The organism is Marinobacter sp. es.048 (assembly GCF_900188435.1).
GTDB lineage: Bacteria > Pseudomonadota > Gammaproteobacteria > Pseudomonadales > Oleiphilaceae > Marinobacter.
In genome coordinates, this window is sequence record NZ_FYFA01000001.1 from 397,703 (window position 1) to 424,534 (window position 26,832).

Annotated in this window: 27 protein-coding genes and 1 tRNA gene; 13 read left to right on the top strand and 15 right to left on the bottom strand. The window is 58.0% G+C overall.

Annotation, left to right across the window (positions count from 1 at the left end; all coding sequences use genetic code 11):
- Positions 1-38: 38 nt before the first annotated feature.
- From ectB to CFT65_RS01920, 6 genes are all read right to left on the bottom strand, one after another.
- The gene (gene ectB / locus CFT65_RS01895; RefSeq protein ID WP_088826356.1) at positions 39-1,307 is read right to left on the bottom strand and encodes a diaminobutyrate--2-oxoglutarate transaminase; all 1,269 of its coding nucleotides are present in this window, start codon (positions 1,305-1,307) and stop codon (positions 39-41) included.
- A 206-nt stretch (positions 1,308-1,513) separates the two neighbouring features.
- Positions 1,514-2,029: a diaminobutyrate acetyltransferase gene (gene ectA / locus CFT65_RS01900; protein ID WP_088826357.1), complete on the bottom strand. Its 516-nt coding sequence runs from the start codon at positions 2,027-2,029 to the stop codon at positions 1,514-1,516.
- Positions 2,030-2,178: 149 nt separating this feature from the next.
- On the bottom strand, positions 2,179-3,129 hold the full coding sequence (locus CFT65_RS01905) for a hypothetical protein (RefSeq protein ID WP_088826358.1): 951 nt from the start codon (positions 3,127-3,129) through the stop codon (positions 2,179-2,181).
- A gap of 4 nt (positions 3,130-3,133) precedes the next feature.
- On the bottom strand, positions 3,134-4,537 hold the full coding sequence (locus CFT65_RS01910) for a sodium:solute symporter family transporter (RefSeq protein WP_088826359.1): 1,404 nt from the start codon (positions 4,535-4,537) through the stop codon (positions 3,134-3,136).
- 142 nt (positions 4,538-4,679) lie between these two features.
- Positions 4,680-5,651 (bottom strand): radical SAM protein, encoded by a 972-nt coding sequence (locus tag CFT65_RS01915; protein WP_088826360.1) that lies wholly within the window; start codon positions 5,649-5,651, stop codon positions 4,680-4,682.
- On the bottom strand, positions 5,638-7,827 hold the full coding sequence (locus tag CFT65_RS01920) for an FAD-dependent oxidoreductase (protein ID WP_088826361.1): 2,190 nt from the start codon (positions 7,825-7,827) through the stop codon (positions 5,638-5,640). Before CFT65_RS01920 ends, CFT65_RS01915 begins: the two co-directional genes overlap by 14 nt.
- A 258-nt stretch (positions 7,828-8,085) precedes the next feature.
- Here CFT65_RS01920 and CFT65_RS01925 point away from each other — a divergent pair, with 258 nt between their 5' ends.
- The 4 genes from CFT65_RS01925 to CFT65_RS01940 are packed head-to-tail and all read left to right on the top strand — an operon-like array spanning position 8,086 to position 10,486.
- Complete coding sequence (locus CFT65_RS01925) at positions 8,086-8,703, top strand: RNA polymerase sigma factor (protein WP_088826362.1); 618 nt, start codon at positions 8,086-8,088, stop codon at positions 8,701-8,703.
- Positions 8,697-8,963 carry an anti-sigma factor family protein gene (locus tag CFT65_RS01930; protein WP_088826363.1) on the top strand — a complete coding sequence of 89 codons (267 nt, stop codon included), beginning with the start codon at positions 8,697-8,699 and terminating at the stop codon, positions 8,961-8,963. The genes CFT65_RS01925 and CFT65_RS01930 overlap by 7 nt, the downstream gene beginning before the upstream one ends.
- A complete protein-coding gene (locus CFT65_RS01935) occupies positions 8,960-9,271 on the top strand; it encodes an EthD family reductase (protein WP_088826364.1) in 312 nt (103 codons plus the stop codon). The genes CFT65_RS01930 and CFT65_RS01935 overlap by 4 nt, the downstream gene beginning before the upstream one ends.
- Before the next feature lie 42 nt (positions 9,272-9,313).
- Positions 9,314-10,486, top strand: a complete 1,173-nt coding sequence (locus CFT65_RS01940) for an ADP-ribosylglycohydrolase family protein (RefSeq protein ID WP_088826365.1) — start codon at positions 9,314-9,316, stop codon at positions 10,484-10,486.
- A 16-nt stretch (positions 10,487-10,502) separates the two neighbouring features.
- Here CFT65_RS01940 and CFT65_RS01945 read toward each other — a convergent pair whose 3' ends face one another.
- Positions 10,503-11,195, bottom strand: coding sequence for a TVP38/TMEM64 family protein (locus CFT65_RS01945; RefSeq protein ID WP_088826366.1), 693 nt, complete (start codon positions 11,193-11,195; stop codon positions 10,503-10,505).
- Positions 11,196-11,580: 385 nt separating this feature from the next.
- A complete protein-coding gene (locus CFT65_RS01950) occupies positions 11,581-12,204 on the bottom strand; it encodes a YbhB/YbcL family Raf kinase inhibitor-like protein (RefSeq protein WP_088826367.1) in 624 nt (207 codons plus the stop codon).
- 115 nt (positions 12,205-12,319) lie between these two features.
- On the opposite strand from CFT65_RS01950, the gene CFT65_RS01955 reads away from it, so the two are divergent.
- The 3 genes from CFT65_RS01955 (at position 12,320) to CFT65_RS01965 (ending at position 13,681) form a co-directional block, all read left to right on the top strand.
- The gene (locus CFT65_RS01955; RefSeq protein ID WP_088826368.1) at positions 12,320-12,652 is read left to right on the top strand and encodes an ankyrin repeat domain-containing protein; all 333 of its coding nucleotides are present in this window, start codon (positions 12,320-12,322) and stop codon (positions 12,650-12,652) included.
- 6 nt (positions 12,653-12,658) lie between these two features.
- Positions 12,659-13,402: a spermidine synthase gene (locus CFT65_RS01960; protein WP_088826369.1), complete on the top strand. Its 744-nt coding sequence runs from the start codon at positions 12,659-12,661 to the stop codon at positions 13,400-13,402.
- A gap of 102 nt (positions 13,403-13,504) precedes the next feature.
- A complete protein-coding gene (locus tag CFT65_RS01965; RefSeq protein WP_228705764.1) occupies positions 13,505-13,681 on the top strand; it encodes a hypothetical protein in 177 nt (58 codons plus the stop codon).
- Between the two features lie 27 nt (positions 13,682-13,708).
- Here CFT65_RS01965 and CFT65_RS01970 read toward each other — a convergent pair whose 3' ends face one another.
- Positions 13,709-14,269: a TIGR00730 family Rossman fold protein gene (locus tag CFT65_RS01970; RefSeq protein ID WP_088826370.1), complete on the bottom strand. Its 561-nt coding sequence runs from the start codon at positions 14,267-14,269 to the stop codon at positions 13,709-13,711.
- Positions 14,266-15,138 (bottom strand): glutathione-dependent disulfide-bond oxidoreductase, encoded by an 873-nt coding sequence (gene yghU, locus CFT65_RS01975; RefSeq protein ID WP_088826371.1) that lies wholly within the window; start codon positions 15,136-15,138, stop codon positions 14,266-14,268. Before yghU ends, CFT65_RS01970 begins: the two co-directional genes overlap by 4 nt.
- A 109-nt stretch (positions 15,139-15,247) precedes the next feature.
- Between yghU and CFT65_RS01980 the strand changes: the two genes are divergently transcribed.
- A complete protein-coding gene (locus CFT65_RS01980; RefSeq protein ID WP_088826372.1) occupies positions 15,248-17,356 on the top strand; it encodes a NosR/NirI family protein in 2,109 nt (702 codons plus the stop codon).
- Positions 17,357-17,384: 28 nt separating this feature from the next.
- On the opposite strand, the gene CFT65_RS01985 is transcribed toward CFT65_RS01980, so the two are convergent.
- Entirely contained in the window at positions 17,385-17,939 is a 555-nt protein-coding gene (locus tag CFT65_RS01985) for a carboxymuconolactone decarboxylase family protein (RefSeq protein WP_088826373.1), read from the bottom strand.
- A 116-nt stretch (positions 17,940-18,055) separates the two neighbouring features.
- Here CFT65_RS01985 and CFT65_RS01990 point away from each other — a divergent pair, with 116 nt between their 5' ends.
- Both CFT65_RS01990 and CFT65_RS01995 read left to right on the top strand, forming a co-directional pair.
- The gene (locus CFT65_RS01990; protein ID WP_088826374.1) at positions 18,056-18,661 is read left to right on the top strand and encodes a TetR/AcrR family transcriptional regulator; all 606 of its coding nucleotides are present in this window, start codon (positions 18,056-18,058) and stop codon (positions 18,659-18,661) included.
- 245 nt (positions 18,662-18,906) lie between these two features.
- Complete coding sequence (locus CFT65_RS01995) at positions 18,907-20,217, top strand: NAD(P)/FAD-dependent oxidoreductase (RefSeq protein WP_088826375.1); 1,311 nt, start codon at positions 18,907-18,909, stop codon at positions 20,215-20,217.
- A 23-nt stretch (positions 20,218-20,240) separates the two neighbouring features.
- Here CFT65_RS01995 and CFT65_RS02000 read toward each other — a convergent pair.
- Positions 20,241-20,314 (bottom strand) — tRNA-Gly (locus CFT65_RS02000).
- A 71-nt stretch (positions 20,315-20,385) separates the two neighbouring features.
- Here CFT65_RS02000 and CFT65_RS02005 point away from each other — a divergent pair.
- The 3 genes from CFT65_RS02005 (at position 20,386) to CFT65_RS02015 (ending at position 23,269) form a co-directional block, all read left to right on the top strand.
- The gene (locus CFT65_RS02005) at positions 20,386-22,110 is read left to right on the top strand and encodes a potassium/proton antiporter (protein ID WP_088826376.1); all 1,725 of its coding nucleotides are present in this window, start codon (positions 20,386-20,388) and stop codon (positions 22,108-22,110) included.
- A gap of 107 nt (positions 22,111-22,217) precedes the next feature.
- A complete protein-coding gene (locus CFT65_RS02010; protein ID WP_088826377.1) occupies positions 22,218-22,781 on the top strand; it encodes a L,D-transpeptidase family protein in 564 nt (187 codons plus the stop codon).
- Positions 22,782-22,987: 206 nt separating this feature from the next.
- Positions 22,988-23,269: an Lpp/OprI family alanine-zipper lipoprotein gene (locus CFT65_RS02015; RefSeq protein ID WP_008176834.1), complete on the top strand. Its 282-nt coding sequence runs from the start codon at positions 22,988-22,990 to the stop codon at positions 23,267-23,269.
- A gap of 40 nt (positions 23,270-23,309) precedes the next feature.
- Here CFT65_RS02015 and CFT65_RS02020 read toward each other — a convergent pair whose 3' ends face one another.
- The 3 genes from CFT65_RS02020 to CFT65_RS02030 form a co-directional block, all read right to left on the bottom strand.
- A complete protein-coding gene (locus CFT65_RS02020) occupies positions 23,310-24,113 on the bottom strand; it encodes a slipin family protein (protein ID WP_088826378.1) in 804 nt (267 codons plus the stop codon).
- A 37-nt stretch (positions 24,114-24,150) separates the two neighbouring features.
- Positions 24,151-25,638 carry an NfeD family protein gene (locus tag CFT65_RS02025; RefSeq protein ID WP_088826379.1) on the bottom strand — a complete coding sequence of 496 codons (1,488 nt, stop codon included), beginning with the start codon at positions 25,636-25,638 and terminating at the stop codon, positions 24,151-24,153.
- 104 nt (positions 25,639-25,742) lie between these two features.
- Positions 25,743-26,780 carry a L,D-transpeptidase family protein gene (locus CFT65_RS02030; RefSeq protein ID WP_088826380.1) on the bottom strand — a complete coding sequence of 346 codons (1,038 nt, stop codon included), beginning with the start codon at positions 26,778-26,780 and terminating at the stop codon, positions 25,743-25,745.
- Positions 26,781-26,832: the final 52 nt, after the last annotated feature.

Consider the following 26,832-nt stretch of genomic DNA (forward strand, 5'->3'; position numbering starts at 1 on the left):
GCTATCCTGCAGCATGAATGTCCGGAAGTGCGGGCGTCTTACGACGCCTCGCTAAGCCCTTCCTGCATGATTTCGTCCACACTTTTCGCCAGCAGGGCGGCCCCTTTCTTGAGGTCTTCCTCGCTGGTCGTCAGCGGCATCAGGCACTTGATGACTTCATCATTCGGACCACTGGTCTCGATGATCAGGCCGTGCTCGAAGGCACGTTTGGTAATCGGGCCTGTGATGTCCGCGTGGGTTGCTTCAATACCACGCATCAAACCGCGCCCCTTCATTTTGAACTCACCGGGGTACTTGTCGCAAATCGCCTGCAGGGCATCCCCCAGCACCTTGGTCTTGGCCTTCACCTCATTGGCGAACCCATCGTCTTGCCAGTAGGTCTCCACAGCGGTCCGTGCGGTAATGAACGCCATGTTGTTGCCGCGGAAGGTGCCGTTGTGCTCGCCCGGATCCCAAACGTCGAGTTCCGGCTTGAACAGAACCAGCGCCATCGGCAGACCATAGCCGCTGAGGGACTTGGAAACAGTTACGATATCCGGCTTGATGCCGGCGAATTCAAAGCTGAAGAACTCACCGGTGCGGCCATTACCCGCCTGGATATCATCCAGAATCAGCAGAATGTCGTGCTTCTTGCACAGTTCGGACAGACCCTTCAGCCATTCAGCGCGACAAGCGTTAAGGCCGCCCTCGCCCTGGACTGCTTCCACGATCACCGCCGCCGGCAGTTCGAAACCGGAAGAGCCGTCGCTCAGCAGTTTGTCCATGATCGCCAGGGTGTCGACATCGTCGCCCAGGTAGCCGTCGTAGAACATGAAATCGACATTGCCCAGCGGCGTGCCAACACCACCCCGGTGGTGCTTGTTACCGGTGGTAGCAACGGCACCCATGGTGACGCCATGGAAACCATTGGTGAACGAGATGATGCCGCTGCGGCCTTTAACCTTGCGGGCCAGCTTCAGGGCTGCTTCCACACAGTTGGTGCCGGTCGGGCCGGTAAACTGCATTTTGTAGTCCAGACCACGAGGATCAAGAATGTGCTTCTTGTAGGCTTCCATAAAGTCGTGCTTGGCCGTGGTAAACATGTCCAGGCCCTGGCTGACGCCATCTGCCTCGATGTAGGTCAGCAATGCCTTTTTCAGGGTGTCGTTGTTGTGGCCGTAGTTCAGGGAACCGGCGCCGGCGAGAAAATCCAGGTATTCCTTGCCATCTTCGGTGTACAGATGCGCGTTCTTGGCGCGGTTGAAGATAACCGGAAACGCACGGCTATATACACGTACTTCGGATTCAGTCGACTTGAAAATTTCCATCGTCTTGCCTCTTAGCATGTCAGGTTCGAGGTAGATGCGCGGTGGCTTATCAAAAAATGCTGATGCGGTCGCGATAGGCCTACCGTGCGTTGATTAAGCCTTGTGACAGACCTACCTCAGTGGTCCGCCGGCTAATTCAAATCACAGCTTTACAGTCGTTAACGGCCCTGCAATCAGATGACAGGGCCGATCCTGGACCGCGGCTCTCAGGCTGGCTTCGTGAAAGGCCCGATGCGCAGCAGAAACTCGGAATCATGCTGCCCGCCGAAATGGGTCTCTCTCTCGAAATGCTCGTGGTAGGTGAGCTCGGCTCCCATATCACGGGCGAATGAACGGAACAGCGCCCATGAGGCCTCGTTGTCCTCGGTGATGGTTGTCTCCATGTGGGTGACGTTCTTGCACGCATCACGGCCAACGATTTCTTTAAGCATCCGCTTGGCGAGGCCTTGTCCACGACCTTTTTCGTGAACCGCCACCTGCCAGACAAACACGGTATCGGGCTGTTGGGGAGGGATGTATCCGGAGATAAAGCCGACCAGATCGCCTTCCTTCTCCGCGGCCACGCCGGTTTCGGCAAAGTGGCTGCACTGCAACAGGTTGCAGTAAATCGAGTTGGGGTCCAGCGGCGGGCACTCTGCCACCAGCTGGTGGAGCCTGAAGCCATCATCCTTCACGGGCGTGCGAAGCGTGATGGCGGTGGTATTCGATCCTTCTGGTGTCATAGCGTGATCAGTTCGTAGCAAAAAGTTAGTGTTGAATTATATAGACCACAAAATATATTTCAAGTACAGCTCAAAACCCGCCCACGGCAAGGCCCCAGCTCACTCTTTCAGAATAGACCGGATTGACGCTTTCGCCAGTGACAAAATGGTTAAATTAGTGAAGGGAAAATCACATTGTCGGCTCTCAGGGATGTGCCATTCAGAATCCGGTTCCGATAGGACACCGCCGCCGGCGAGCCAGCCGGCCATAGCCGGTCAAACTCCGGAAGCCAGGCCTCCAGGGAGTAGCATACTGGCAGCAGAGAGACATGCAGACCCTCGAGTTCAATTCCGGCAACAGGCTCAATGACGGGGCTGGAGAGGCCAACTCGGGTAATAAGTCCGCGCGGATCCGATTGCAGGTTGCCCATGCCCGCCGATCCGTTGTTAACCACCACGCGACTCTGCTCACCCACCAGGCCCGACCAGAGTACTGGCAGGCAAGTGTGGGTGGAAGCAATAACGTCCGCTCCGGATGCCAGGAACCATTCCGAGAGCTTGCCATCGTTACCCTCGGCAAAGGCTTCGTGGGCCAACCCCCACCCGGCCAGGGACTCAGGATCACCATGCACCACCAAAACCTTTAGGCCTCCAAAGATCAGGCATCGATACCTGGGCAGCAAGGACAACCGACGCTGGATATCCGGGTGTTCCCCAGCAATACCCTGGAGCCGCTCCATGATCCGGTTCGACCGCTCCACCACCCCCTGATCAACAAAATCCGGATAGGCGCAGCCACAGCCGGCACCGGCACTGGGATTCGCCAGCTCATAGTCCACATTGCCCAGACTGACCGTGTGATCCAGCACCCGGTTATTGATGGTCCGGAACAGAGTATCGCTGTCGTTGAACCAGTTGAAATCGCCATTGAACACCAGCTTCACCCGGTGCCCTTGACGCTCCTCCGCCAGCGCCATCTGCTCAATTTCATCGAGGGCCCAGGGATTCCCGTAAAGCCCTCCGATGATGTAGAGCACATCCTCGGAGACCGGCCGGGTCTCCTCGCACAGGGACTCAGCAGAGTAACGATACGCCAGCGGACAGCTACGGCCTTCGCTCATGATTTCAGGCCTCACCGGCAGCCAGCGAGCGCCCGGCAAGACGCCGCAGCAGCAAAGGCGCAAAGAAACCGGCGGTACAAATCAGGAAACCGTAGGCGTTCACGCCCAGCAACATGGCGTATTGGCCATCCCCAATCGCCCAGCTGGCGGGAATCAGCCCAACCGCAAGCAAGACCCCGAGCCCCAGACCGGTCCAGAAACTCAGGTGGAAACTCCAGGGCGACCACTTGGTGAAACCATAGAACAGGAACACTGGCGCCAGCCCCATCACCATCGTCCCGGAGATGGTGGTGGCCTTGAGAATATCGGTCCCGGCAAACATCGGCAGGTTGCCCAGGAAGGCAAAGATCACCATCACAACCGCCCCCACCCGCATGCTCGGCAGCGTGTCAGACGCACGCTTTGCCAGCCGGGGCAGATCAACCGCCAGTGACTTCGCCAAAGAGGTAAACGTGGAATCGAGAGTGGAACCAGCCGAGGTCATCATCACCACGCTCATGAAGAACAACGCCGCCAGCCCCAGGGACTGCCCAACCGCTGCAGGCGCATTGCCCATGGCCTCAATCCCGTTAAGCCGGGCGTGAACACCCACCAGACTGAAGATAAATACCGCCACAAAGCCCAGCAGCCCGGCCACCACAAAGCTCTTGAGCATGGTCTTTTCCTTGTTCACAAAGCCCCGGTCGGTCAGCACCGGATCGTGGAACGGATAGCTGAACAGCTGCAACAGAGCCACTAACAGCAGGTCGAAACCGGCATTGAGCCGGAACTCGCCGTTGGTCAGCAGGGCGCTGGAGTCGTTGGCCGGAATGATCAGGAATAGCACCGCCCCCACAAAGAACACAAATACAAAGGCCTGAATCACATCGGTGAAAATCGACGACCGCAGCCCACCTTTCAGACTGTAGGCCAGAGTAAACACCGTAAACAGCATCGCTGCCGCGTAGTATTCCCACTCACCCGGCAGACCGAAATAACCACCCACCACCGCGGTGTTACTCCAGACCTCGTTATAAAGCCGGATCAGAATCGCCGCCGCAAACGCCAGCGCCGCAAACCGCCCGAAACGCGATGTCAGAAAATCCTGCAAACTCCTGGCGCCAGTCTGGGTCCGGATCAAATAGATCACATACCCCGCAACCGGAATCGACAGCCAGTAACTGGCATAGGCCAGACCACCAACCACCCCATAAGCCGCACCCAGGTTCGCCGCATTGGTCACCGACTTGGCAAAGATCCAGCTGATAAAAATACTCGCCGTCAGCGACCACTGCCCTACCGGGTTACCCTGGTCATCCGCGCCCTTATAGAACGAATTCGCGTTCTTGCTCCTGGGCGACAGCCAATACATCACCACGCCGTAGACCAGCAGGAATCCCCAGAACAGGGAGGCCTCTGTGAAGTTCATGTTCTCGTTCCTTGTTCTTTGTCGTTTTTCCGGGGCCTATCCCGGGGTTTCTGGTTTTGACTTCCCCGGCGAAGGAGATAGCCAGCAAACCACCCAGGCCGGCAATGACCAACGATCAGTCCTGAGCGACCCAACACCAAAGCTAGGCAGGCGCCGAACAGCTGGCCCCGAAGCGGTAACAGGAAAAACACCGGTGATGCCGCAACATAATGCGCTCATCCATGCTCTCAGCCAGCGTCCCCCCCAGGTCATACTGCGGATCATCGTCCACCAGCGTGCAGGCATACACCCGAACCTCATCGCCCTTCTTCACCAACATCCGCGTATAGGTGCACATGAAGTGGGAGCGCGCCTCCTTCGTCGGATACTTCTCCATGCAGGTCTCGGTAATCTCAGGGCTGCCGTCTTCCGAACCAGGCGTACCCAGATCCGGAAATGCGGTAAATGCCAGGTTCTCCGGAATGCGCCACTGCCGGAAGATGTCACGGAACGCTGCTTCGACATCTGCCGGAATTTCCTCCGGATCGGTCTGGCGGGCAATGGACACCTTGAAGCCCTGTTCGACCAGCCAGCGAATGCCCTGCAAGGCCTCATCAAAGCTGCCTTCACCGCGGTCCTTGTCGTGACGGGCCCTGTCCGGGAAGTCCAGGCTGACCCGGAAATGAATCGGGTAGGGGTTGTCCAGCAAAGGCAGCACCTGATGCTGGCGCTTGTGCAGCGGCTCGGTGGCGTTGGTCAGCACGAAGCAGGGCCGGTGCCGGCTGGCGTAATTCAGAATATTGACGAAGTCCCGGATCACAAAGGGCTCACCACCGGTGAAGGAAAACTGCTCCACACCCATGTCGGTGGCTTCGTGAATAAACGGCTTTACGTCACTGAGCTTCATGCCCGGAATGCGGCCATCGCCGGGATGGGAACCTTCCAGGCAGAAGGGGCAGGCCAGGTTGCATGCAGTGCCGGTATGGATCCACAGCTCTTTCAGCTTGTCCGCATCAATGTAACCTCTCGGGTCGCCATTGCGGGTGTGGGTCCAGCTATCACGGGCCCTGGGTTCCAGGACTTCCACGGCCGGAATACGTGTACTGCGGGCCGGTCTGGTTTCAGTCAGGGGCATAGATGCTCCTCGGTGTATTCGTGTTTTTCCCACGGCGCCAGCCGTGGAGCTTCTCCAGCAGTTTCAGGATTCCTTCGGGCGCATGAGCGCGTTTCCATTCACCGGCCGCGTACTTGGCTGACTCGTTCCAGGTCGGGTACGGGTGAATAGTACCCAGGATCTTGTTCAGGCCCAGGCCGTGTTTCATGGCCAGGGTGAACTCGGCCAGGATTTCCCCGGCGTGGCTGCCAACCACAACAGCGCCCAGGATCTTGTCCTTGCCCGGCGGAGTCAGCACCTTGATAAAGCCATGATCCTCACTCTCGGCAATCGCCCGGTCCAGGTCGTCCAGGCCGTAGCGGGTGACCTCGTAGGCCACGCCCTGCGCTTGTGCCTCGGCTTCGCTAAGCCCCACTCGCGCCACTTCCGGCGAGGTAAAGGTCACCCAGGGCATCACCCGGTAGTCCACCTTGAATCGCTTGAACTGACCAAAAAGGCCGTTCACCGCTGCGTACCAGGCCTGGTGCGCCGCCGCGTGGGTGAACTGGTAGGGACCAGCCACATCGCCGCAGGCAAAAACGTTCGGATAACGCAGGCTCATATCCTCTTCCACCGGTACCGTTCCGTTTGGCAGAGTGTCCACGCCAATCCGTTCCAGATTCAGGCCGGCCGTGTTCGCCCTGCGGCCAACCGCCACGACAACCTCATCAAAGGGAAGGCGCACCCGCTCACCCTCGTGCTCACAGTAGGCAACCTTCTCTCCTTCCTCTATACGGAACTCGGCGGCGGAATGTTTCAATCGGACATCCACACTGTCCGCCTGGAACTGCTTCAGAACCAGTTCGGAGACATCCTCATCTTCCTTGGCCAGCAGGCGTTCGCCCATTTCAACCTGGGTTACCTTGCTACCCAGCCGCGCAAATGCATGGGCCAGCTCCGAACCAATCGGGCCACCGCCAAGCACCAACAGACGTTCCGGCTGCTCTTCCAGCTCCCACAGATTGTCGGACGTCAGCGGCTGCATGTCTTTCAGGCCGGGAATCGGGGGTACCGCCGGTTTGCCGCCGGTGGCAACAACGATGCTGCGGGCGGTCAGACGTTCGGTGCGGCCGTCATTGTGTCTGACCTCAAGCTCCCAGGGCGACACGAAGCTGGCTTCGCCGGCAATGCAGTCCACACCCAGCTTGCGGTAACGCTCGGGGGAATCGTGGGGCTCCACTTTCGCGATTACATCTTTGACCCGATTCATGATGTTTTTGAACGAACCTTTAACGGGCACCGATTCCAATCCGTAACGGTTGGCGTGACGCAGGGTATCTGCCGCCTTCGCGCTGCGGATCAGGGCCTTTGAGGGCACACAACCGGTGTTCAGGCAATCGCCACCCATCTTGTGCTTTTCAATCAGCGCCACCTTGGCTTTTACGGCCGCCGCAATGTAAGCAGAGACAAGGCCGGCAGAGCCACCGCCGATGACCAGCAAGTTGTAGTCGAACTGCTCAGGTTTCTGCCAGCCAGCATACACTTTGCGACGGCGAATAAAGCCCACCACAAACTTGGCAATAAGCGGAAACAGACCCAGCAGGGCAAAGGACAGCAGCAGGTCGGCCGAGACAATGTCACCGGTGGATTGGATCTGGCCCAACTGGGTACCGGCGTTCACATAAACAAAGGTGCCGGGCAGCATGGCGATCCAGCTCACCAGGGCATAGGTGCGCAGCTTCATGGCCGTGAGGCCCATGGCCAGGTTGATCATGAAGAAGGGGAACACCGGCACCAGGCGCAGGGTTGCCAGGTAGAACGCGCCGTCCTTTTTGATACCGCGGTCCATTTTGGCCACAGTCTCAGCGTAGCGTTTGCGCAATGTATCCCGCATCAGGAATCGGGCAACCAGAAATGCCAGCGAAGCACCAACCGTGGAGGCAACCGATACCGCGGCAAGACCATACAGATTCCCGAAGAAGGCGCCCCCGGCCAGGGTCATGATCGTGGCTCCGGGTAGGGATAGTGCCGTGACCAGGACATAAAGCACCACGAAACCAAGCACTGCAATCAACAAGTTCTCGCCAATCCAGTCGCCCAGATCCTGCTGATGGGCCTTGAGGTTTTCCAGGGTGAGAAGCTCGCTCCCTCCGCTGGCGATAAATCCGATGATGACAACCGCGATCACCGCAATCAGGATCCATTTTTTGAATGTCATGAACTAGTCCTTTCTACCTTGAACGTATGGCCGTAATGACACCCCTATCGGGTAAGTGTTACATAAGGCCGGCAAGCTTCACATTTGGGCGCGATATTGCTGTTGTACGTCATTCAGGCCGGCATTGTGTCAACGATTGCTCATGAATATCTAACAATTCAGTTACGTGCTTCCTGATCAGGAGGCCGCCGGGAACTTTTTGGCGGCTCCAGATACTTACTGCTATTCTTGAACAATTGCTCATGAAAGGGAATAGCAATGACCGATTCAGCTCTCCAGAAGGAACAGGCGCTGATTGAAGGCCTGCAAGCCCGAAACGATCAGTCCTATCAGGAGGCTGTGCGAACCTACACCTCGGGGATGCTCGCCGTAGCCAGGTTTTATCTTGACCATTCCAGCGCCGAGGAAATCGTTCAGGATTGCTGGGTGACGGTCATCGATGCCATCCAGAAGTTCGAAGGTCGATCCGGCCTGAAGACCTGGCTGCACCGGATTGTTGCCAACCGCTGTAAGAACAGACTGCGTTCGGCCAAGAGAGAGGTTTCTACCGATTTCTCCGAGGCCCTCGAACCTGAACTGGCAGACCGGTTTAACGTCAAAGGCCGATGGGATCTGCCGCCCAAACTGCAGTTTCATGATTCTGCCGACACCCTGATGGAAAACGGCGCCCTCAGCGATTGCCTCGACAAACACCTTTCCGCCCTGCCGGAAACCCAGCGCTCGGCGCTGATGCTGTATGAGGCCCACCAGCATAAATCCGATGATGTCTGTAACATTCTCGATGTCAGTGCCTCTAATCTCCGGGTGCTATTGCACCGTGCTCGACAGAAAATCTTTCTCATGGTGGAGAACTTCCAGGAGACCGGCGAATGCTGATGTGCAAGGATCTCGCGGTAATTGCCAGCGATTACATTGACGGCGAACTGCCTGTTCTCCAGAACATGTCAGTCAAAATGCACCTGATGATGTGCAAGGACTGCCGGACCTTTATTGGCAACCTGCGAGCAAGCACCGACCTCTTGAAGGCCCATTCCGCCGCGCAAGCAAACGAAGCGCTTATCCGCAGGATTGACGAACGAGTGGCCCAGGCGCTAAAAGAAGATCCCCGCAACTCTACAAACCGAGGCTCGAAATGATCAAAGTCAGTGTCATGTACCCGAAAACCGCCGAAAGCAATTTTGACCTATGCTACTACCGTGACACGCACATGGCGTTGGTCCGGGAGAAGTTGGGCGATGCGTGCAAGCGCACTGCCATCGAGTCGGGTCTGGCCGGAGGCGCGCCGGGAGAGGGCCCTACCTATATTGCCATGGGCCACATGTATTTTGATTCTGTTGGCGATTTCCAGACCGCCTTCGGTCCACACGCCAAGCAAATCCTTGGCGATATCCCCAACTTCACCAACGTCCAGCCAACGGTCCAGATCAGTGAAGTTATCGAATAATCCCTCAGCACGGACTCACAAACCGCACATCAAGGATCCATTATGGCCAGCAACCTTCCTCACGAAAGAAAAGCTGCTATCACCGCTGCTCTAGCTGGAGGCTGGGTCGCCGATGCCGCGAGCCTTGGCGTGCACTGGCTCTACAACAGCGATCGTATCGCAGAGGTTGGCGGCCAGACACCGGAGTTTCTGCCGCCAAGGGCCGACTACTACACAAAGGGCTTCGGTTACTTTGCCCATGAGGGCAAGGCTGTTGGCGATGTGAGTCACTATGGCGCTGCTACCAGGGTTCTGACGGACAGTTTGTTGGCCAACAAGGGCATCCTGGATGTCCGGGATTACCAACGCCGATTTCGCGCCTTCTTCGGTCCCGGTGGGCAATGGCGGGGATTTATCGACAATCCCACGCGCATTACCCTTGAGAACTTCAACACCATTGAGCGCGAGGCGGTAGAGCAGGCACAGTCCGCCATGCCCGCCAGGCTGACCGAAAAACAGAAGCGGGTGTTGGTGCAAAAAGTGATGCCCTATACCCGCCGGCTGAGCGGCGACCAGCTTGCTCAACCGGTTCGCGACGCCATCAGCCTGACCTATCAACAAAAAGAGGTGCAAGAGGCCGGTGTCTACCTGGCAGAAACCATCGACCGCCATCTGGTGCTTGAAAGTGGCGCCGACGATATGCAGCTACCAGCGGTGTCAAAGCTGCCGCCACTGATAGCCTCCTATTGTGGAAATCAGAACCTTTTGGAGGTTACGGAAGCGGCTGTCCGGGTGACGAACAACAAAGACGATGCCGTAGCCTGGGCAAAATGCGCAGCGTTACTTCTGGACCGACTCTTTCGGGGCGAGAGACTTTCCGAAGCCTTGGAGGCTGCCATAACCGAGGCGCCGGACCGGAAATCCCTGGAACATGCCCGGGCGGACTCAGAACTGGACGGCGTTGGTGCCGGCGACACCTTTGGTCGAACCTGTTATCTGCATGAGGCGATGCCCGTGATTTTCCACATCCTTTCGCATGCCAGGGGATATCAGGAGGCTGTGCGCGCCAACATCCACTGTGGCGGCGATTCCTGCGGCCGGGCCTGGATCATAGGTCCAGCCATGGCGGCGATCCATGGCGTTGGTGGTGAATCGGGCATTCCACTGAGCTGGCTTGCGCAGGTAACCGATGCAGCGACGATCTACCGAGATATTGAGTCTCTGTTGAGCGCCTGAGCATTCGTATCGGGAATCAAACCCTGCCATCCAGCTGCAGCCAGCGGGAGAGACGTGAGTGCGGTCGCCGCCTCAGGTACAAGGGCAATGTACTCATCACCAACAGTACCGTGGCGGCAGCCACAACGGTCAGAGTGGGATTCAGCTCAAAGGTATGGCCCAGGCCAGCAAACACGAAGGTCATGGGCAACATGCCAAGGGCAGTGGCCAGGGCGTAGCGCCAGGGGTGTATCGCCGTCACGCCCGCGGCATAGCTGATCAGGGCAAAGGAAAACAGGGGAATAAGCCGGGTCAGGAAAACCGCAATGAACAGGAAGCGTTGTGAGCCGCGCGCCGAGAATACCGGGTTATTCTCAAGCTTCTTCTGAACGGCATCACGCCCGAGAACCCGCGCCAGATAAAACGCAATCAGCGAACCGGCCAGGGCACCCGCCACCGCAATCGCCGTTCCGCTGAACATGCCGTACACCAGGCCAGACGCCGCACTGATCGGCAAGGTAGGGATCGGCCCGACCACGACAGCCAGAATCATCAGCAGCATCAGTAATACCGGCCCCAGTGCGCCCTGGCTGGCAAACCAATCGGATAACACCGACGGCGAAAAGCTGGCCGGCATGCCCAGTTGTCGCAGCAACAGCCAGATCGCTGCCATCAACAGCGCCACAATGGCCAGAAAGGAAAGACGGAAAACCAACTGCGAACGGATCATCGGGCCATTCTACCTGCTATCCCGGAAACGGGAAGCGATAGCCGTTGAACTCGAGCCGCTCCGGGATTCCAGGAGATCAGCTGGCCAATCGGTTGACCTGCTCCACGAACGCCGTTGGCAGAGTGTCGATCACCGGCCGGGCGTCTCCACACACGTCAGGATCCGGGGTGTACGTCGGAAATGAAAACGCTCCGATAGCTCCCCATCTTGTCTCCCGTCTTTCAACCAGTCCGGATGCTGACACCTTGGCAAGTTCGGGTGACGGGGAAATGACAAAGGGGAGACACTTCTGTGACTTCCAGAAAGCAGTCACGGGAGAGAAAGCAGGAACGATCCGGTAACCCGCGGGATTACCGGAATACCACTGCTCGGTGCTTGGTACCGGTTAGCGCAGGTCCGGATTCAGGGTGTAGGTACCCGTCACACGTGCGCTGGCCAACACATGCCCTGCCATGGCTTCGCGCACGTCGTTGCCATCGAACTCGCCATCAAGGGCTAGGGTATCCACATCCAGTGCGTGCACCTCAAAGTGGTAGTGATGGATGATCTCATCGTTCCAGGGCGGACAGGGACCATCGTACCCGGCGTAAGTGCCGTTCATGTCGGGATTGCCCGCCAGAAACTGGGTATAGTTGTTCACGCCGCGGATACCGATGGGGCCGGGACCCGGCTCCTTGCCCTTGGGAATCACACCATCGCTATCTTCGCCTTCCGGGATCCGGCTGGTACCGGCCGGCACATCCACCAGCAGCCAGTGGAAAAAATCGACCCTCGGGATGTCCTTAGAAACAGTCTTGCCTTCCTGGTTCACATCATCCGCAACGCTGGGCACATCCGGATCGAACATCATCACCACGAAGCTTTTCGTGCCCTCCGGCGCATCGTCCCAGACAATTTCGGGGTTCCGGTTGGGACCGAAGCTCATGTGGTCTTCTTCACTGTAGACCCCGAATGCGAATTTCTCGGGAATCGGCTGGCCTTCGTCTATGCCTTGAACCTGTAGTTTCACGGCGTTGCCTCCTGTGGTTTTTGGCCTTGGGCTCATTGGACTGTGTCTGGGACAGTCTCATTCTGTGATAATACGGTTTTAACACAAAATCGATTCAACTGACCACGGAGCCCCGATGAGCCAACAGAAGCCCGGCAAGCCGCAACAGCCCGCAAACCAGAAAGACGAGGATGCGGTTGCCTTCGCCCAGGGTATTTTCGAACTGGCCCGCAACGGTGGTGCCGGCCCGCTCAGCGTAATGCTGAGTGCCGGGGTACCGGCCAACATGCGTACCAGCGAAGGGGACAGCCTGCTGATGCTGGCAAGCCGCAACGGGCACAGCGAGACAGTGCAACTGCTGTTGGAGAACGGAGCAGACCCCGAAGCCCGTAACGACCATGGAGAAACTGCTTTGAGCCTGGCCAGCTCAGAGGATATCCGGAGCCTGATCAACGATTGGGAAAAGTAGTCCCAGATGTTCAATAAGGGCGAAATCATTCACCACACCCGGGATGCCCTCGGCAGCATCCTGGTGGTCGATTACCGCAAACACCGGGTACTCACCTTCAATTCGGTTTTCGAGCAGAGCAAGATCGACCGGCGCTATCCCTATCTGCCGGTGCACGAGTACAACCGGGCCATGATGCTGCCGGCGGTATTTGCCAACCCCCGCCACGTCACCATTCTGGGTCTGGGCGGGGGCGTGATGGCCGGCGCATTTCACCATCTGTATCCCGAGTGCCGGATACACGCCGTCGAACTGCGCCAGGCTGTGCTGGACACAGCAAGAGAGTTTTTTGATCTGCCGGACAGTGAGCGCCTTGAAGTCACCATTGCCGATGCCAGGAATGCCCTGGAAGAACTGCCGGACGCGAGCACGGATATGATTCTGGCCGACCTGTATAACGCAGACCGGATGAGCCCTGCCCAGGCCCAGAAGCAGTTCGTGGATGAATGCGCCCGGGTGCTCACGGATGACGGCTGGCTGGTGCTGAACTACCACCGGACCCCGGATGTCGAAGGGGCCTACTTCCGGCGGCTCAAGCGGCACTTTGCCGTGCTTCTGGGCTACCGAAGCAAAAGCAACAACACCGTGGTTTATGCCAGCAAACAGCACTTCCAGTCTGTGCACCCCAGAGACCCGATGTTGGCGGAACTGGAGAACCAGCTACCCATAGACTGGCGTCGGTTGATGGTGAAAGTCAGTCGGATGGAGTGAAAAGGAAAACTGCTTCAGAGTTGATCTGCGTCCTTGATGATTGCCGGGGATGGACCATAGTTATTAATATGGAATTCAATGTTTTTTCGAGGAGTGCTGATCATGAGTGAGGAAGACTACAAAAAGCTTCATCCGGTACTGAGCGAGGTCACCCAGACCTACGTCGATCTCTATACCAACCGGCCCAACGAGAAAAACCGCGAGAAGCTGATCAAGCTTGAAGCCCTGCTGCACGAAAAGCTGGAAGTCATAAAAAAAGCCAAGGAAAAAGAGGAATAGGGCCCAGCTGCGCGGGCCCCTCGGCAATCAGGTCCATTTTTCTCCGGGGCTCTGATAGTCCCGGAAGGCCTTATGCAGGCGATCTGGCTGGTCGATCCGGATCAGCATGTCGATGTATCGCTGCTGCAAAAATCCGGCACGCTCCATGTTCTCTGCCATCGCCAGCAACGGGTCAAAAAACCCGTTGACGTTGTAGATGGCACAGGGTTTCTGGTGCAGGCCCAACTGACCCCAGGTCCAGGCTTCGAACAGTTCTTCCAGCGTGCCAATGCCACCCGGCAACGCAACAAAACCATCGGCCAGATCGGCCATCAGGGCCTTGCGCTCGTGCATGTTTTTAACCACATGCAGCTCGGTCAGGCCGGAGTGGGCCAGCTCCCGGTCCCGCAGATGCTCGGGAATCACGCCGTGAACCTGGCCGCCTGCGGCCAATACCGCATCGGCCACTATGCCCATCAGGCCGACATGGCCACCGCCGAACACCAGCTCAATGCCATTGCGGCCAAAATAGTCACCCAGCTCCCCGGCCTTGTCCGCGTATAGCGGATCATTGCCCGACCGGGATCCGCAATAGACCGCAATCTTCATTCGCCATCCCCGATCTTGTCCTGGGTCCGGGTCTCGAAATCGCTGGCGTCGTGGCGTTCGTGCAGCTGGCTACTCGGCTCACCCCAGGCCCGGTTTACCATACGGCCACGCCTGACCGCCGGACGCTGGGCAATTTCATCCGCCCAGCGAATAACGTTGGTGTAGGTGTGGGCTTCCAGGAACTCGGCCGCGTCGTAAACCTTGTTTTTCACCAGGGCGCCGTACCAGGGCCAAATCGCCATATCGGCGATGGTGTATTCGTCGCCCGCGATGTAGCGATTACTGGCTAACTGCCGGTCGAGCACATCCAGCTGACGTTTGACTTCCATGGTGTAGCGGTTGATCGGGTACTCGTAGTATTCCGGCGCATAGGCGTAAAAATGACCGAAGCCGCCACCGAGCATGGGCGCACTGCCCATCTGCCAGAACAGCCAGTTCATGGTCTCCGCGCGTCCGGCGATGTCCCTGGGCAGGAAAGCCCCGAATTTTTCTGCCAGGTAGAGCAGGATGGACCCGGATTCGAACAGGCGGATGGACGGGCTGACGCTGTGGTCCATCATGGCAGGAATCTTGGAGTTGGGGTTCACCTCCACAAAACCACTGCCGAACTGATCGCCCTCGGTAATCTTGACGAGCCAGGCATCGTACTCGGCGTCTTTGATACCCAGTTCCAGCAGCTCCTCCAGCATCACCGTTACTTTCACGCCGTTGGGCGTCGCCAGCGAATAAAGCTGCAACGGGTGCTTGCCAACCGGCAGCTCCTTGTCATGGGTCGGGCCGGCAATCGGGCGGTTAATACTGGCAAAGCGACCTCCGCTCTCGGAGTCCCATTTCCAGACTTTGGGTGGCGTGTAGGTAGCGTCGGTCATGGCATTTCTCCTCACAAAGTAGCATTCAGCTGGCTCCGAGGTCGCATTGAGCCCGGGGCCGAAAACTCTAGCATGGAAGATCAAACAAAAAGAACCACAGGAGTACCCCATGGCAGGGCGCATTGTGCTCCTTCTTGCCTGTCTGTTTGTGATGCCCCCGGTTCAGGCCGAGCTGTCAGACAGCAAGCGGGCGCTGATTCAGGAGCTGTTTCCCTCGGCAACGGTCATTGAAGACAAGCTGCCCGATTTTCCCGTGTACCCGGTGTACCAACTCCAGGAACTGCTCGGCTATGCCTACGAAACCTCAGACCATAGCCGCCTCCAGGGCTTTGCCGGCAAACCGATCAGCATGCTGATCGGCCTTGACGCCAAAGGGCGTTTTACCGGCATCCGGGTGCTGAACCACCACGAACCGGTCTTTCTGCATGGCCTTGGCGAAGAGCCCCTGTTCGAATTCGTCGATCAATACGAAGGGCGCTCGCTTCGGGAGCAGATTATTGTCAGCACGTCCAACTCCAGCCGTTCCGGGCGAACCAGTGACGGCAACGTGGTGCACTTTGACGGCGTCAGCAAGGCCACCGTCTCGGTTCTAATCATCAACGACACCGTGCTCTCTTCAGCCCTCAAGGTGGCTCGCAAGAAACTTGAGGGCTTTGCCCAGAGCGCCCCCACAAGGGCGAAACCGGATTTCTACCAGCCAATGTCCTGGCAGCAACTGGTGGATCGCGGTTATATCGGACACTGGCAGATTGGCGCCGAATCAATCGAGGCCGAGTTGGGCCGACCTCTGTCAGACTATCCCATGGACATCGAGCCCGCAGACGGCGAACCTTTTGCCGAACTCTTCTTCGCCTACATCAATTCGCCCATGGTGGGCCGAAACCTGCTCGGAGACGATGGCTACCGGCGCCTCATGCAACGATTTGATGAAGGGGCACAGGTTCTGGCCGTCATGTCCCGCGGCACCTTTCCACACGTTTCCCGCGAGTTCGTGCCCGGCAGCTCTCCGGACCGCATCGGGCTCACCCAGAACAACCTTGCCGTTGAAATGCGCGACCTGAACCTGCTCGATCAGAATCTCGACTTCCGGGCGGCCGGCATCCCGGCATTTGATGCCGGCAACCTTTTCCGCGTGGGCGGTAGCGCCGGCTTCAACCCCGGGGCGGAAGCCAATCTGAAGCTCAACGTCGAACTTGCCCGCAATCACCTGATGGTGGACCGCACGTCCCTGAATATCCCGGTTCGGTTCAACGAAGAACTGTTTGAAACCGTCGAGGTTGCTCCCAACCCGGAGGACACCCGTCAACCGGTCTGGATCGGCCTTTGGAAAGAGCGCTGGTGGCAGATTTCACTGCTGGTAATCGGCCTGACCGTTCTGACCGTTTTCTTCGCCCGCCAGAAAACCCTGAGCCGCTACCCGAAGCTGGCACACCGGTTCCGCTGGGGATTTCTTTTCTTCACCCTGTTCTTTATCGGCTTCTACGCCCAGGGCCAGCTTTCGGTGGTTAACATCTACACCCTGTTCCTGGCGATCTGGGACGGTTTCTCGCTCAATGTCTTCCTGCTTGATCCGGTCATCTTCATACTCTGGGTCTATACCTTCGTGACCCTGTTTATCTGGGGCCGGGGCCTGTTCTGTGGCTGGCTCTGCCCGTTTGGCGCGCTTCAGGAAATGGCCGCCTGGCTTGGCGAGAAACTGAAATTCCGCCAGATCAAAGTGCCCGAGCAATGGCACCGGCGCCTGATCCTGCTCAAATACCCGATCCTGGTCGGCCTGGTTGGCATCGCGTTCTACTCCCTGACCATTGCCGAGAAACTGGCGGAAGTGGAGCCTTTCAAAACCAGCATCACCCTGTTTTTCATCCGCTCCTGGCCCTTTGTGCTCTACGCCGTAGCCCTGCTGGTGCTCGGCATGTTCATTCACAAGTTCTATTGCCGTTACCTGTGCCCGCTGGGTGCCGGCCTTGCGGTCCTTGGCCGGTTCCGGCTGTTCAGCTGGCTGGATAGGGTCGAGTTATGCGGCAACCCCTGTCAGCACTGTAAAAACGAGTGTGGCATCAATGCCATCCGCAAGGATGGCCGGATCGATTACGACGAGTGCATCCAGTGCCTGGAATGCGTCGTTATCCTCGAAGATGACACCCAGTGCGTCGATAAACGGCTCAAGAATAAAAAACGGTCAAGGCAGGCGAACATACTGGCAACGGATGCGGGTTAAGCCCCATCTGTTGCCAGCAAGGTCTGAATCACTGTTTCTTCTGCCACTCAAATTTCTTGAACGGCTCATCAACCGGCGTTTTAGCAATATGGTTCATGTAATTGCTCAGCGTCTTCTGGGACAGCACCAGAATCACCTCCAAAACCTGACGGTGCTGGTAACCCGCCTTGTAAAAGGCATCCAGGTCCTCTTTGCTGACATTGCCATCCTTACGCATCACGGCGAGCGTGAAGGTCCGTAGCGCCTCCAGCTTGTCGCTCGGCAAAGGCGCTTCGTCCCGCAACGCATTAACGATGTCGTCCGAGACTTCCATCATTTTGGCAATGCCTGTGTGTGCCGGGACACAGTAGTGGCAAGCGTTTTCAACGTTGATAGTTTGCCAGACCACGGTTTTCTCGTCGTTATCGAAACTGCTGTCCAAAACCAGCTGGTGCAGCTTCTGATAAGCCTCAAGCGCTCCCGGCGCTTCTGCCAGCACGCCGTGAAGACCGGGAATCATGCCAAAACCCTCAAGGGAATTCTCAAGAAGCGGTTTGGACGTTTCCGGGGCGGATTCGACATCGTGTATCGGGAAGTCAGTCATCATGATCTCCTTTTTGAACGAGTGCTCAACTACAACTTCAGGCTAACTGTTATTGAGTGGTCATTCAAGTTATAATTGAACAGTCACTCAAATCAGGACAATGGTGAATCGTTGTTATGGCCAGACATGCACGCTACGACCGAAAGACTGCTCTGGAAAAGGCCGTTGGCCTGTTCTGGGAGAAGGGGTACCACGGCAGCTCCATGAAACAGATTGAGCAGGCTCTGGACATGCGGCCCGGCAGTATCTACGCGACCTTCGGCAGCAAGGATGGCCTGTTTTCAGAAGCGCTGGCCGCCTACGCCGAGCAGGGAGGCCGGGAGCTGGCCGCGCACCTCAAGGGTTTTGATTCCATTGTTGACGGCCTTCAGGACTATCTGCGCGGTATCGCTTGCATTTGCGGCGACGAAACCGCAGCACCCTCGCGGGCCTGCATGATCGTGAAAACGCTGCTGGAATCGAGCAATACCCATTCGGCCCTGGCGGACCAGGCCAACAGCATTCTTGCTGCGATTGAGGAATCCATTGCAAACCTGATTGAGCAGGCACGGGTGAAAGGCGAGCTGGTGCAATCGGTAGACAGCCGTCGACTTGCCCGGCTCCTGCAGGCACAGATCATGGGCCTGAGATCGATGGGTGAGCGCAACCTGGACCCGCAAGCCATGAAGGACCTCGGTGACGATATGGCCGCCATCCTGGACGGATACCGCACCCAGCACTGAAGCCGCCCCGTTCCCGGGCTCCGGCGAACGGGCCACACCGTAGGGTGGAAAGCGCCGGGGCGGAAGGAAGCAGCACTTCCGTAGAATTGTACCCACAGCCCCGGCCACGTTAACATTAGTGCCCGATTCAGACCCTGCCCTGTTTCCTGTTCGAATCCCGGCTGCACGTCGGGTTCCCAGTGAGGACAGCCAAGCATTCTTGTCTGAAGAGTGCTTGGCTCTCTTCACTTACAGGTCTGATTGTTATGGATAACCTTCATCACATTGTTGTGGTCGGCGGTGGCGCCGGCGGTCTCGAACTTGTTACCAGCCTCGGCAACAAACTGGGTAAAAAACGCAAAGCCAGGATCACTCTGGTGGATGCCGGCCTGACCCACGTCTGGAAGCCCCTCTTGCACGAAGTGGCCTCCGGTTCCCTGGATGCCAGTGCGAACGAGATCAACTATCGTGCCCATGCCCGCAAGCACCATTACGAATTCCAGCTGGGCCGCATGAGTGGTCTGGACCGCCAGAACAATAAAGTGGTCATCGCCCCGTTTCACGATGTCGACGGCACAGAGGTGGTTCCCGAACGCCACATCGAGTACGACACACTGGTGATTGCCGTGGGCAGCACGGCCAACGATTTCGGCACCCCCGGCGCCCAGAACAATTGCCTGTTCCTGGATAGCCTCGAGCAGGCCCGGCGTTTCCACAACCTGATGCTCAATGCCTTTCTGCGCAAGAATCACGAGGCTTTGCAGAGGGCCGAACATACCCTGAACATCAGCATCATCGGAGCAGGCGCCACCGGCGTGGAACTGGCGGCCGAACTCAGGCTCGCCTCAAGGGAGCTGCCGGTCTACGGAATGAATCACCTACAGCCTTCGGACGTTTCAGTCAGTGTCATTGAAGCTGCAGATCGCATCCTCCCGGCATTGCCCGGGCGCCTTTCTGCCGCCGCCACCCGAGAGCTGGAGCATCAACGGGTCAAGGTGCTGACAGGCCAACCCGTCAGCGAAGTCCGGCCAAACAGTGTGATCATGCAGGACGGAACCGAGCTGCCCTCGGAAATGACCATCTGGGCAGCAGGCATCAAGGCACCCGCGTTCCTCGCGGAACTGGACGGGCTGGAAGTCAACAAAGGCAATCAACTGGTGGTGGAGCAGACCCTGCAAACCAGCCAGGATACCAACATCTATGCTTTCGGCGATTGCGCAGCCTGTCCGCAACCGGACTCCGATCGTCCGGTGCCACCCCGGGCCCAGGCAGCGCATCAGCAGGCGGATACTCTGTTCGAAACGTTGTGCAAGCGCCTTGAGGGCGGCGAAGCCGTTCCTTTCGTCTACAACGACCACGGCTCTCTGATCAACTTCAGCCGCTATACCACCGTCGGTAATCTCATGGGCAACCTTTCCGGACGCAGCATGTATATCGAAGGCAAGGTGGCGAGGCTATTTTACGTTTCTCTTTACCGCATGCATCAGGTAGCACTGCATGGTTTCCTGCGCACGGGCATTATATGGCTGATGGACAAAATCACCCGTGCCATGCATCCGCGTCTCAAACTACACTAGAAGAAAGCCCGCCTGGGCAGTAATGGAGCGGGTGAAGGGAATCGAACCCTCGTATGCAGCTTGGGAAGCTGCCGTTCTACCATTGAACTACACCCGCGCGCACGATCACTGCGAGAGCAATATAAGCGCTCCGCCCGCCCGGGGGCAAGCGTTCTGTCTGGAGCATGAATGGATCCGACCCTGACACTTATTGGCGCCCTGATGCTGGTCATCAGTATCGTGCTCAGCCCGCTTTCCAGCCGGGTGGGTATGCCTGTGCTGCTGATCTTTCTGGTGGTCGGCATGATGATGGGCGAGGACGGCCCGGGTGGCATCCAGTTCGACGATTTCGAGCTGGCGTTTCTGATCGCCAATCTGGCGCTGGGCGTGATCCTGCTGGACGGTGGCATGCGCACCCGTGCCGAAACCTTCCGCGTGGGCCTTAAACCCGCCCTGGTACTGGCCACTCTCGGGGTCGCGATGACCGCCGTTGGAGCCGCGGTTGTGGCCTGGTGGGTATTCGATCTGCACTGGCTGACGGCCCTGTTGATTGGCGCCATCATTTCCTCTACCGATGCCGCCGCCGTATTCTCCTTGCTTCAGGGACGGGGCCTGCACTTGAACGAGCGGGTCAGTGCCACCCTGGAAATCGAATCCGGCAGCAACGACCCCATGGCGATTTTCCTGACCCTCATGCTGGTCACGCTCATTGGTAACGATGGCGACCACGCGGGCTGGGCGGTGTTATCCATGCTGGTGCAGCAGTTCGGCGTCGGCGCCGTCGCGGGGATCATTGGTGGCTTCGCCGTAGTTGAGCTGGCCAATCGGATCCGCCTGACCCCGTCGCTGTATCCCCTGCTGGTAGCCGCTGCCGGCATCTCGGTGTTTTCTGCCACCAACGCGCTTGGCGGCAGCGGATTTCTGGCCATTTACCTGACCGGCGTGGTGATCGGTAACCGCCATGTCCGGATGATGCCGATGATCCTCCAGGTCCACGACGGCCTGGCCTGGCTGGCCCAGTTGTGCCTGTTCCTGATTCTTGGACTGCTGGTTACCCCGTCGGATCTGATTCCGCTGGCCGGCGGAGGGCTGATCCTGGCGCTCTCTCTGATCTTCATTATCCGCCCGCTGACGGTCATGCTCACACTCTGGCCGTTTGCCTTTAACCGTCGCGAACTAGGCTTCATCAGCTGGGTCGGCCTCCGGGGCGCGGTGCCGATCGTGCTGGCCCTGTTCCCGATCATCGCGGACTTGCCGGAAGCCCAACTGGTATTCCACGCGGCTTTCTTTATCGTCCTCGTCTCTCTCCTGGTTCAGGGCACCACCATGACACCATTGGCCCGGAAACTTCGACTGGAAGTTCCCGCCGGAGAAGATCCCTATCGCAGGCTGCCTCTGGATGCCCCGGCCGCGGGCGACCACGAATTGATGCTGTTCCCGCTCCGGGGCGAAATCTGGGAAACGCCGCGGCGGCTCAGCCAGTTGCGGTTCCCGGAGAACACCGCCGTGGCCGGCGTCTTCCGCAATCGCGTTTGCCTGCAGCCGAAAGCCGATCTGGAAGTCTCCAGTGGCGACATGGTGGCGATGTTCGCAACCCCCAGTGTGTTGCCGGAACTCGGCAAGGCGCTGAGCGGGAGACACGCGCCCAAATATCTGGCTGAGCGCGCATTTTTCGGGGATTTTGTGCTCAACGGCGATGCCTTGCTGGGTGACGTGGAGCAGGTCTACGGCATCGAGTTCGACGATCTGCCCCCGGAGCTGTCCTTGGCCGAGTGCTTTGCAAAACGCACCAAGGGGCACCCGGTTGTCGGTGACGTGGTCACCCTTGGCCCGGTGACGCTGGTTGCCCGGGCCACCAGCGCGGACAAGGTGACCAAGGTTGGGCTGAAGATGGACAGTCCACAAAATGGTTGATCAGCGAACCAGATAGCCAAAAAAGTTAACAAAACCCCTTAACAGATCCCTTGCGGGCTGTGGTATAAAACGCCTGTGCAAAGATTAATCATTGGTAAGTTAAGTACATGAGCATTTTCCGCGCCCTTCTATCCACTCTCGCCCTGCTCTGCCTGGCAGTGGCTCCGAGCACTTTCGCCACCGAGCTGCTGGCCAAGGCCGACTCCCGGATGCCGGTTGCCAACATGTATAAGCCCGCGGACATTCAGAGTGTCAGTAGAGTGGTGGTTCGTAAGGGAGAGCGCCGCCTGTACCTGATGGATGGTGAGGACGTGGTTCGCAGCTACCGCATTTCCCTGGGCGACAACCCGGAAGGCCACAAGCTGTACGAGGGTGACGAACGCACCCCTGAAGGCGACTACACACTGGACTGGCGCAACGAGGAAAGCGATTTCTACAAATCCATCCACATTTCCTACCCCAGCGAACGTGACCGTGAATTGGCGTCGGCTTGGGGCCTTAACCCCGGCGGGAGCATCATGATTCATGGCCTGCCTAATGATGCAGGCGACATGGCCTTCGCCTATACCGGACTGGACTGGACCAACGGCTGCATCGCCGTGACCAACGAAGAGATGGACGAAATCTGGCAGCTGGTGTCCAACGGAACCCCCATCAGCATTCATCCCTGAGTCAAATCTGACAATGGCATTAAGTTGTTGTCATATGCTTAGCAAATTTACGTATCTCCAGTTAACATTCCCGCTCACAGTGTTTTACACTGTTTAACGACTCCGGTAGTCATTGCCTGACAAACGTTGCTGCGCAGGTTGACAGGAAGTCGTCTATACTGACTTTCGGATCACAGGAAATAACTCGACCAATAAGGGGATTTACAATGCGTAAACTGACGATCGCCGGGATTGCACTGGCAACTGCTTTGACTGCAGGTTGTGCCACGACTGACCAGGGCGCACTCGACGAAGCAAATGCAACTGCCAGCTCCGCTGAGCGCACTGCTGAAAATGCAATGAACACCGCTAACAGCGCTGCCAGCTCCGCCCGCACTGCCCAGCAGACCGCGGAAGAAGCTCTGGCCGCTGCCAAGGCAGCCCAGAAGGCCGCTGACGAAGCAAACGAGCGTGCCAAGCGTATGCTCGAGCGTGCCAGCCAGAAATAAGGCTGATACGTAACAGAAAGGCCGGCAATGCCGGCCTTTTTTATGCCCCGGAATCGGGCTTTTCCGGCTCGGGTTTGTCCGGCGTAAAGGGCTTGTTCTCTTTCAGGAACGTGGTCATCAATTCCATCGGCAGAGGGAATACGATCGTGGATGAGTTGGTGTTGCTCATATCCGCCAGGGTCTGCAGGTAACGCAACTGCATGGAACCAGAATTGGTAGACATGACATCCGCCGCTTCCACCAGCTTCTTGGACGCCTGCAATTCGCCTTCGGCGTGGATGACTTTGGCACGCCGCTCACGCTCGGCCTCCGCCTGACGGGCAATGGCACGAATCATCGATTCGTTGAGATCCACGTGCTTGATTTCCACGTTGGCTACCTTGATGCCCCATTCCTCCGTCTGGGCATCGATGATCTCCTGGATATCGGAGTTCAGCTTGTCCCGCTCTGACAGCATTTCGTCGAGATCGTGCTTGCCCAGCACCGACCGCAGGGTTGTCTGGGCGAGCTGGCTGGTGGCGGAATTGAAGTCCTCCACCCGGATAATGGCACGCTCGGGATCCACGACGCGGAAGTAAAGCACGGCATTCACCCGCACCGTCACGTTATCCCGGGAAATGACGTCCTGGCTCGGGACGTCCAGGGTGATCACCCGTAGGTCCACCCGGACAATCTGTTGAATGCCAGGAATAACAATGATCAGCCCCGGGCCTTTCACGCCCTGGAACCGACCGAGAAAGAACACAACGCCACGCTCGTACTCCGGCAGGATCTTGATGGCCGAAGCAAGAATGAGCAGTAACACCACCGCAGGTGCCAGATAGGGAATCAGATCGCCAATCATACGGCCTCCTTGTATTGCCGTTACTTTGTCTGCCGGTTCAGCCGTTGTCCGGAATGACCCTGACAGTTACCGTTAAACCTTCAATTGCTGTCACTTGAACCCGGTCGCCCTCCTTGACAGGCGCTTCGCTGATGGCATTCCAACGCTCACCGCTAAGCCTGACATGACCTCGGTAGTGGCCATGCTCTCCCGAGAATTCATCCAGTGCGACGCCCTCTTCATGGGTGAGTTGTTCGGTGCCACTGACCGGATGCCGTCGACGCAGACCGATAAACCGGGTCACCGTCCAAAGGATAAACCCGGCAGCGACCACCGCGGTGCCTCCGATGGTCGGCAGGGAAATATCCCGGTGACTGCCGTCCATCAATATGATCGAGCCGGTCACAAAGGCGACAATCCCGCCAACCCCCAATATCCCGAAACTGGGCACAAAGGCCTCGCCCACGATGAACGCCAACCCGAGCAGAATGAGGGCCAGGCCGGCGTAATTCACCGACAGAACCTGGAAAGCGAAGAGTGCAAGAATCAGAGAAATGGCGCCAATCACCCCCGGCACAACGGCCCCGGGGTTCGCCAGCTCGAAGATGATGCCGTAGAAGCCGATAATCATCAGGAAGTAGGCCACGTTCGGATCAGTGATCACCGACAGCAGACGGGTGCGCCAGTCCGGCTGGGATCTGACAATTTCCAGGTTGGCGGTGTTCAGCGTCTTGTCGCCCGACGCCATTCGAACTGTCCGGCCATCCACCTGCTGCAGCAGGTCCCGAATGTTCGGTGACACCACGTCGATGACGTTCTTCTCCAAGGCCTCGTCAGCACCGAGATTCACAGCCTCACGGACGGCCTCTTCAGCCCAGTCGGCATTCCGGCCGTGACGTTCAGCCAGCCCACGAATATAACTGACAGCATCCTCCAGAACCTTGCGTTCCATAGCGGTACCGCCACGCCGTTTGCCGTCATCATCGCTGGCCTGCTGTTCATCGTCAGAAGAAGACCCGGTTGCGGAATCAGAGCCTTCCTCCGTTTGCGGCTCGCTGGAGGCCGGGTCGCTCTCCGGTTCTGGGCTTCCCGGCAGGCCGCCCATCTGAACCGGCGTGGCCGAACCCAGGTTGGTCGCAGGAGCCATAGCGGCGATGTGACTGCCATATAGGATGTAGGTGCCTGCACTGGCCGCGCGGGCGCCCTGCGGGGAAACATAAGTCGCGACGGGAACTTCTGAGGCAAGAATCACCTTGATGATATCCCGCATGGAATCCATCAGGCCGCCAGGCGTGTCCATTTCGATAACCACCAGACCGACACCCTCGGATTCCGCCCGGCGAATGCCCCGGGTGACATAATCCATGGTTGCAGGGCCTATGGCCCCCTCAACCGTTAGTACCAGAGCAGTGTCAGAGGATTTCTGCTGGGCAAAAACCTGATGGGCCAGGGACGCCAGCGCAAGCAGCACACCTGTCAGGAATACCAGAGCCCAAACCCGGAGACGGGCGGGATTCTGTGATCGCATGGGACGGTGTGCCTGCATAAATCCTCCCCGGATCCGGAATGAATTCAACCTGATACAGATACGATGGCAACAAGGCCGCGGTTCTGTCTACACAGGACGGCAATCGTGTCTAGCGCACTGCATCAGAAGTATAGCCGCTGCTCCGGTTCCTTTGCCGATTCCGGCGACTTCTCTTCCACGGTCTTGTCTGCGGCCATCCGGGTCACCCGCTCACCAATCATGTTTGGCAGACCGTCCGCCTGGTCTACTGCCAGCTCAATCGCGCCGCGTTTGACCTCAACACCCGGATGGCGGGATCGGAAAGCTTCAACTTCGGCAAAGACCTGCTGCCATAGGCGGTCGCGATCTTCGCGGGGGTAGTCTTCGTGAGGACGATGCACTTCCAGCCAGACCTCGCCATCCGAGAAACCGATCTTGACGGCATCGTGCACGACCTGAACCGGCGTGCCCTTCTCGACCTGGTAAACGAACCTGGATATATCCTCGTTGTACATCCGGAAACAACCATGACTGACCGGCATGCCCACACCAAATTTCTTGTTGGTACCGTGGATCAGATAGCCTTTTTCACTCAGTAGCAGTGCGTGGGTACCAAGCGGGTTGCCGGGGCCGGGGGGAATCATCCGGGGCAGATAGTCTCCGGACGCTTCATACTCTGCGCGAATGCTCGCAGGCGGATACCAGGCCGGGGACTCCAATGGCATAGTGACTTCTGCATCGGTAAGCGGCGAGGGATTCTCTGCCGTACCAACGCCCACGGGGTACACCTGCACACCCTCATCGGTGAAATAATACAGACGATACTCGGCGAGATTGATAACGATGCCTTCACGCCTGGCGTCCGGCAGCACGTATTGGCGAGGCAGGGTGATGTTGGTGCCTTCGCCGGGTAGCCAGGGATCCACACCGGGATTGGCCTTCACCAACTCCAGATACCCCATGGCCAGCCGATTACCTATGCCGGCAAAGGTGTCCTCGTAACGGGTTTCAAAAACACCGAGCTCTCCTGCCAGGTCACCCTGGATCGGGAACGTGGGCACACGAGGACTTCTGTCCGGCTCTTCCGGATCGCTGGCAGCATCCAAAGGCTCCGCCAACCCTGCGGCCGGGAACACCAGGAACTGCGCCAGAGAAAAAACTGCCAAGAATCTGAACCACATAGAAAACATTCCGAAAGCACCAGGCAACCGGGTACAGTGACAGCAAGTACCC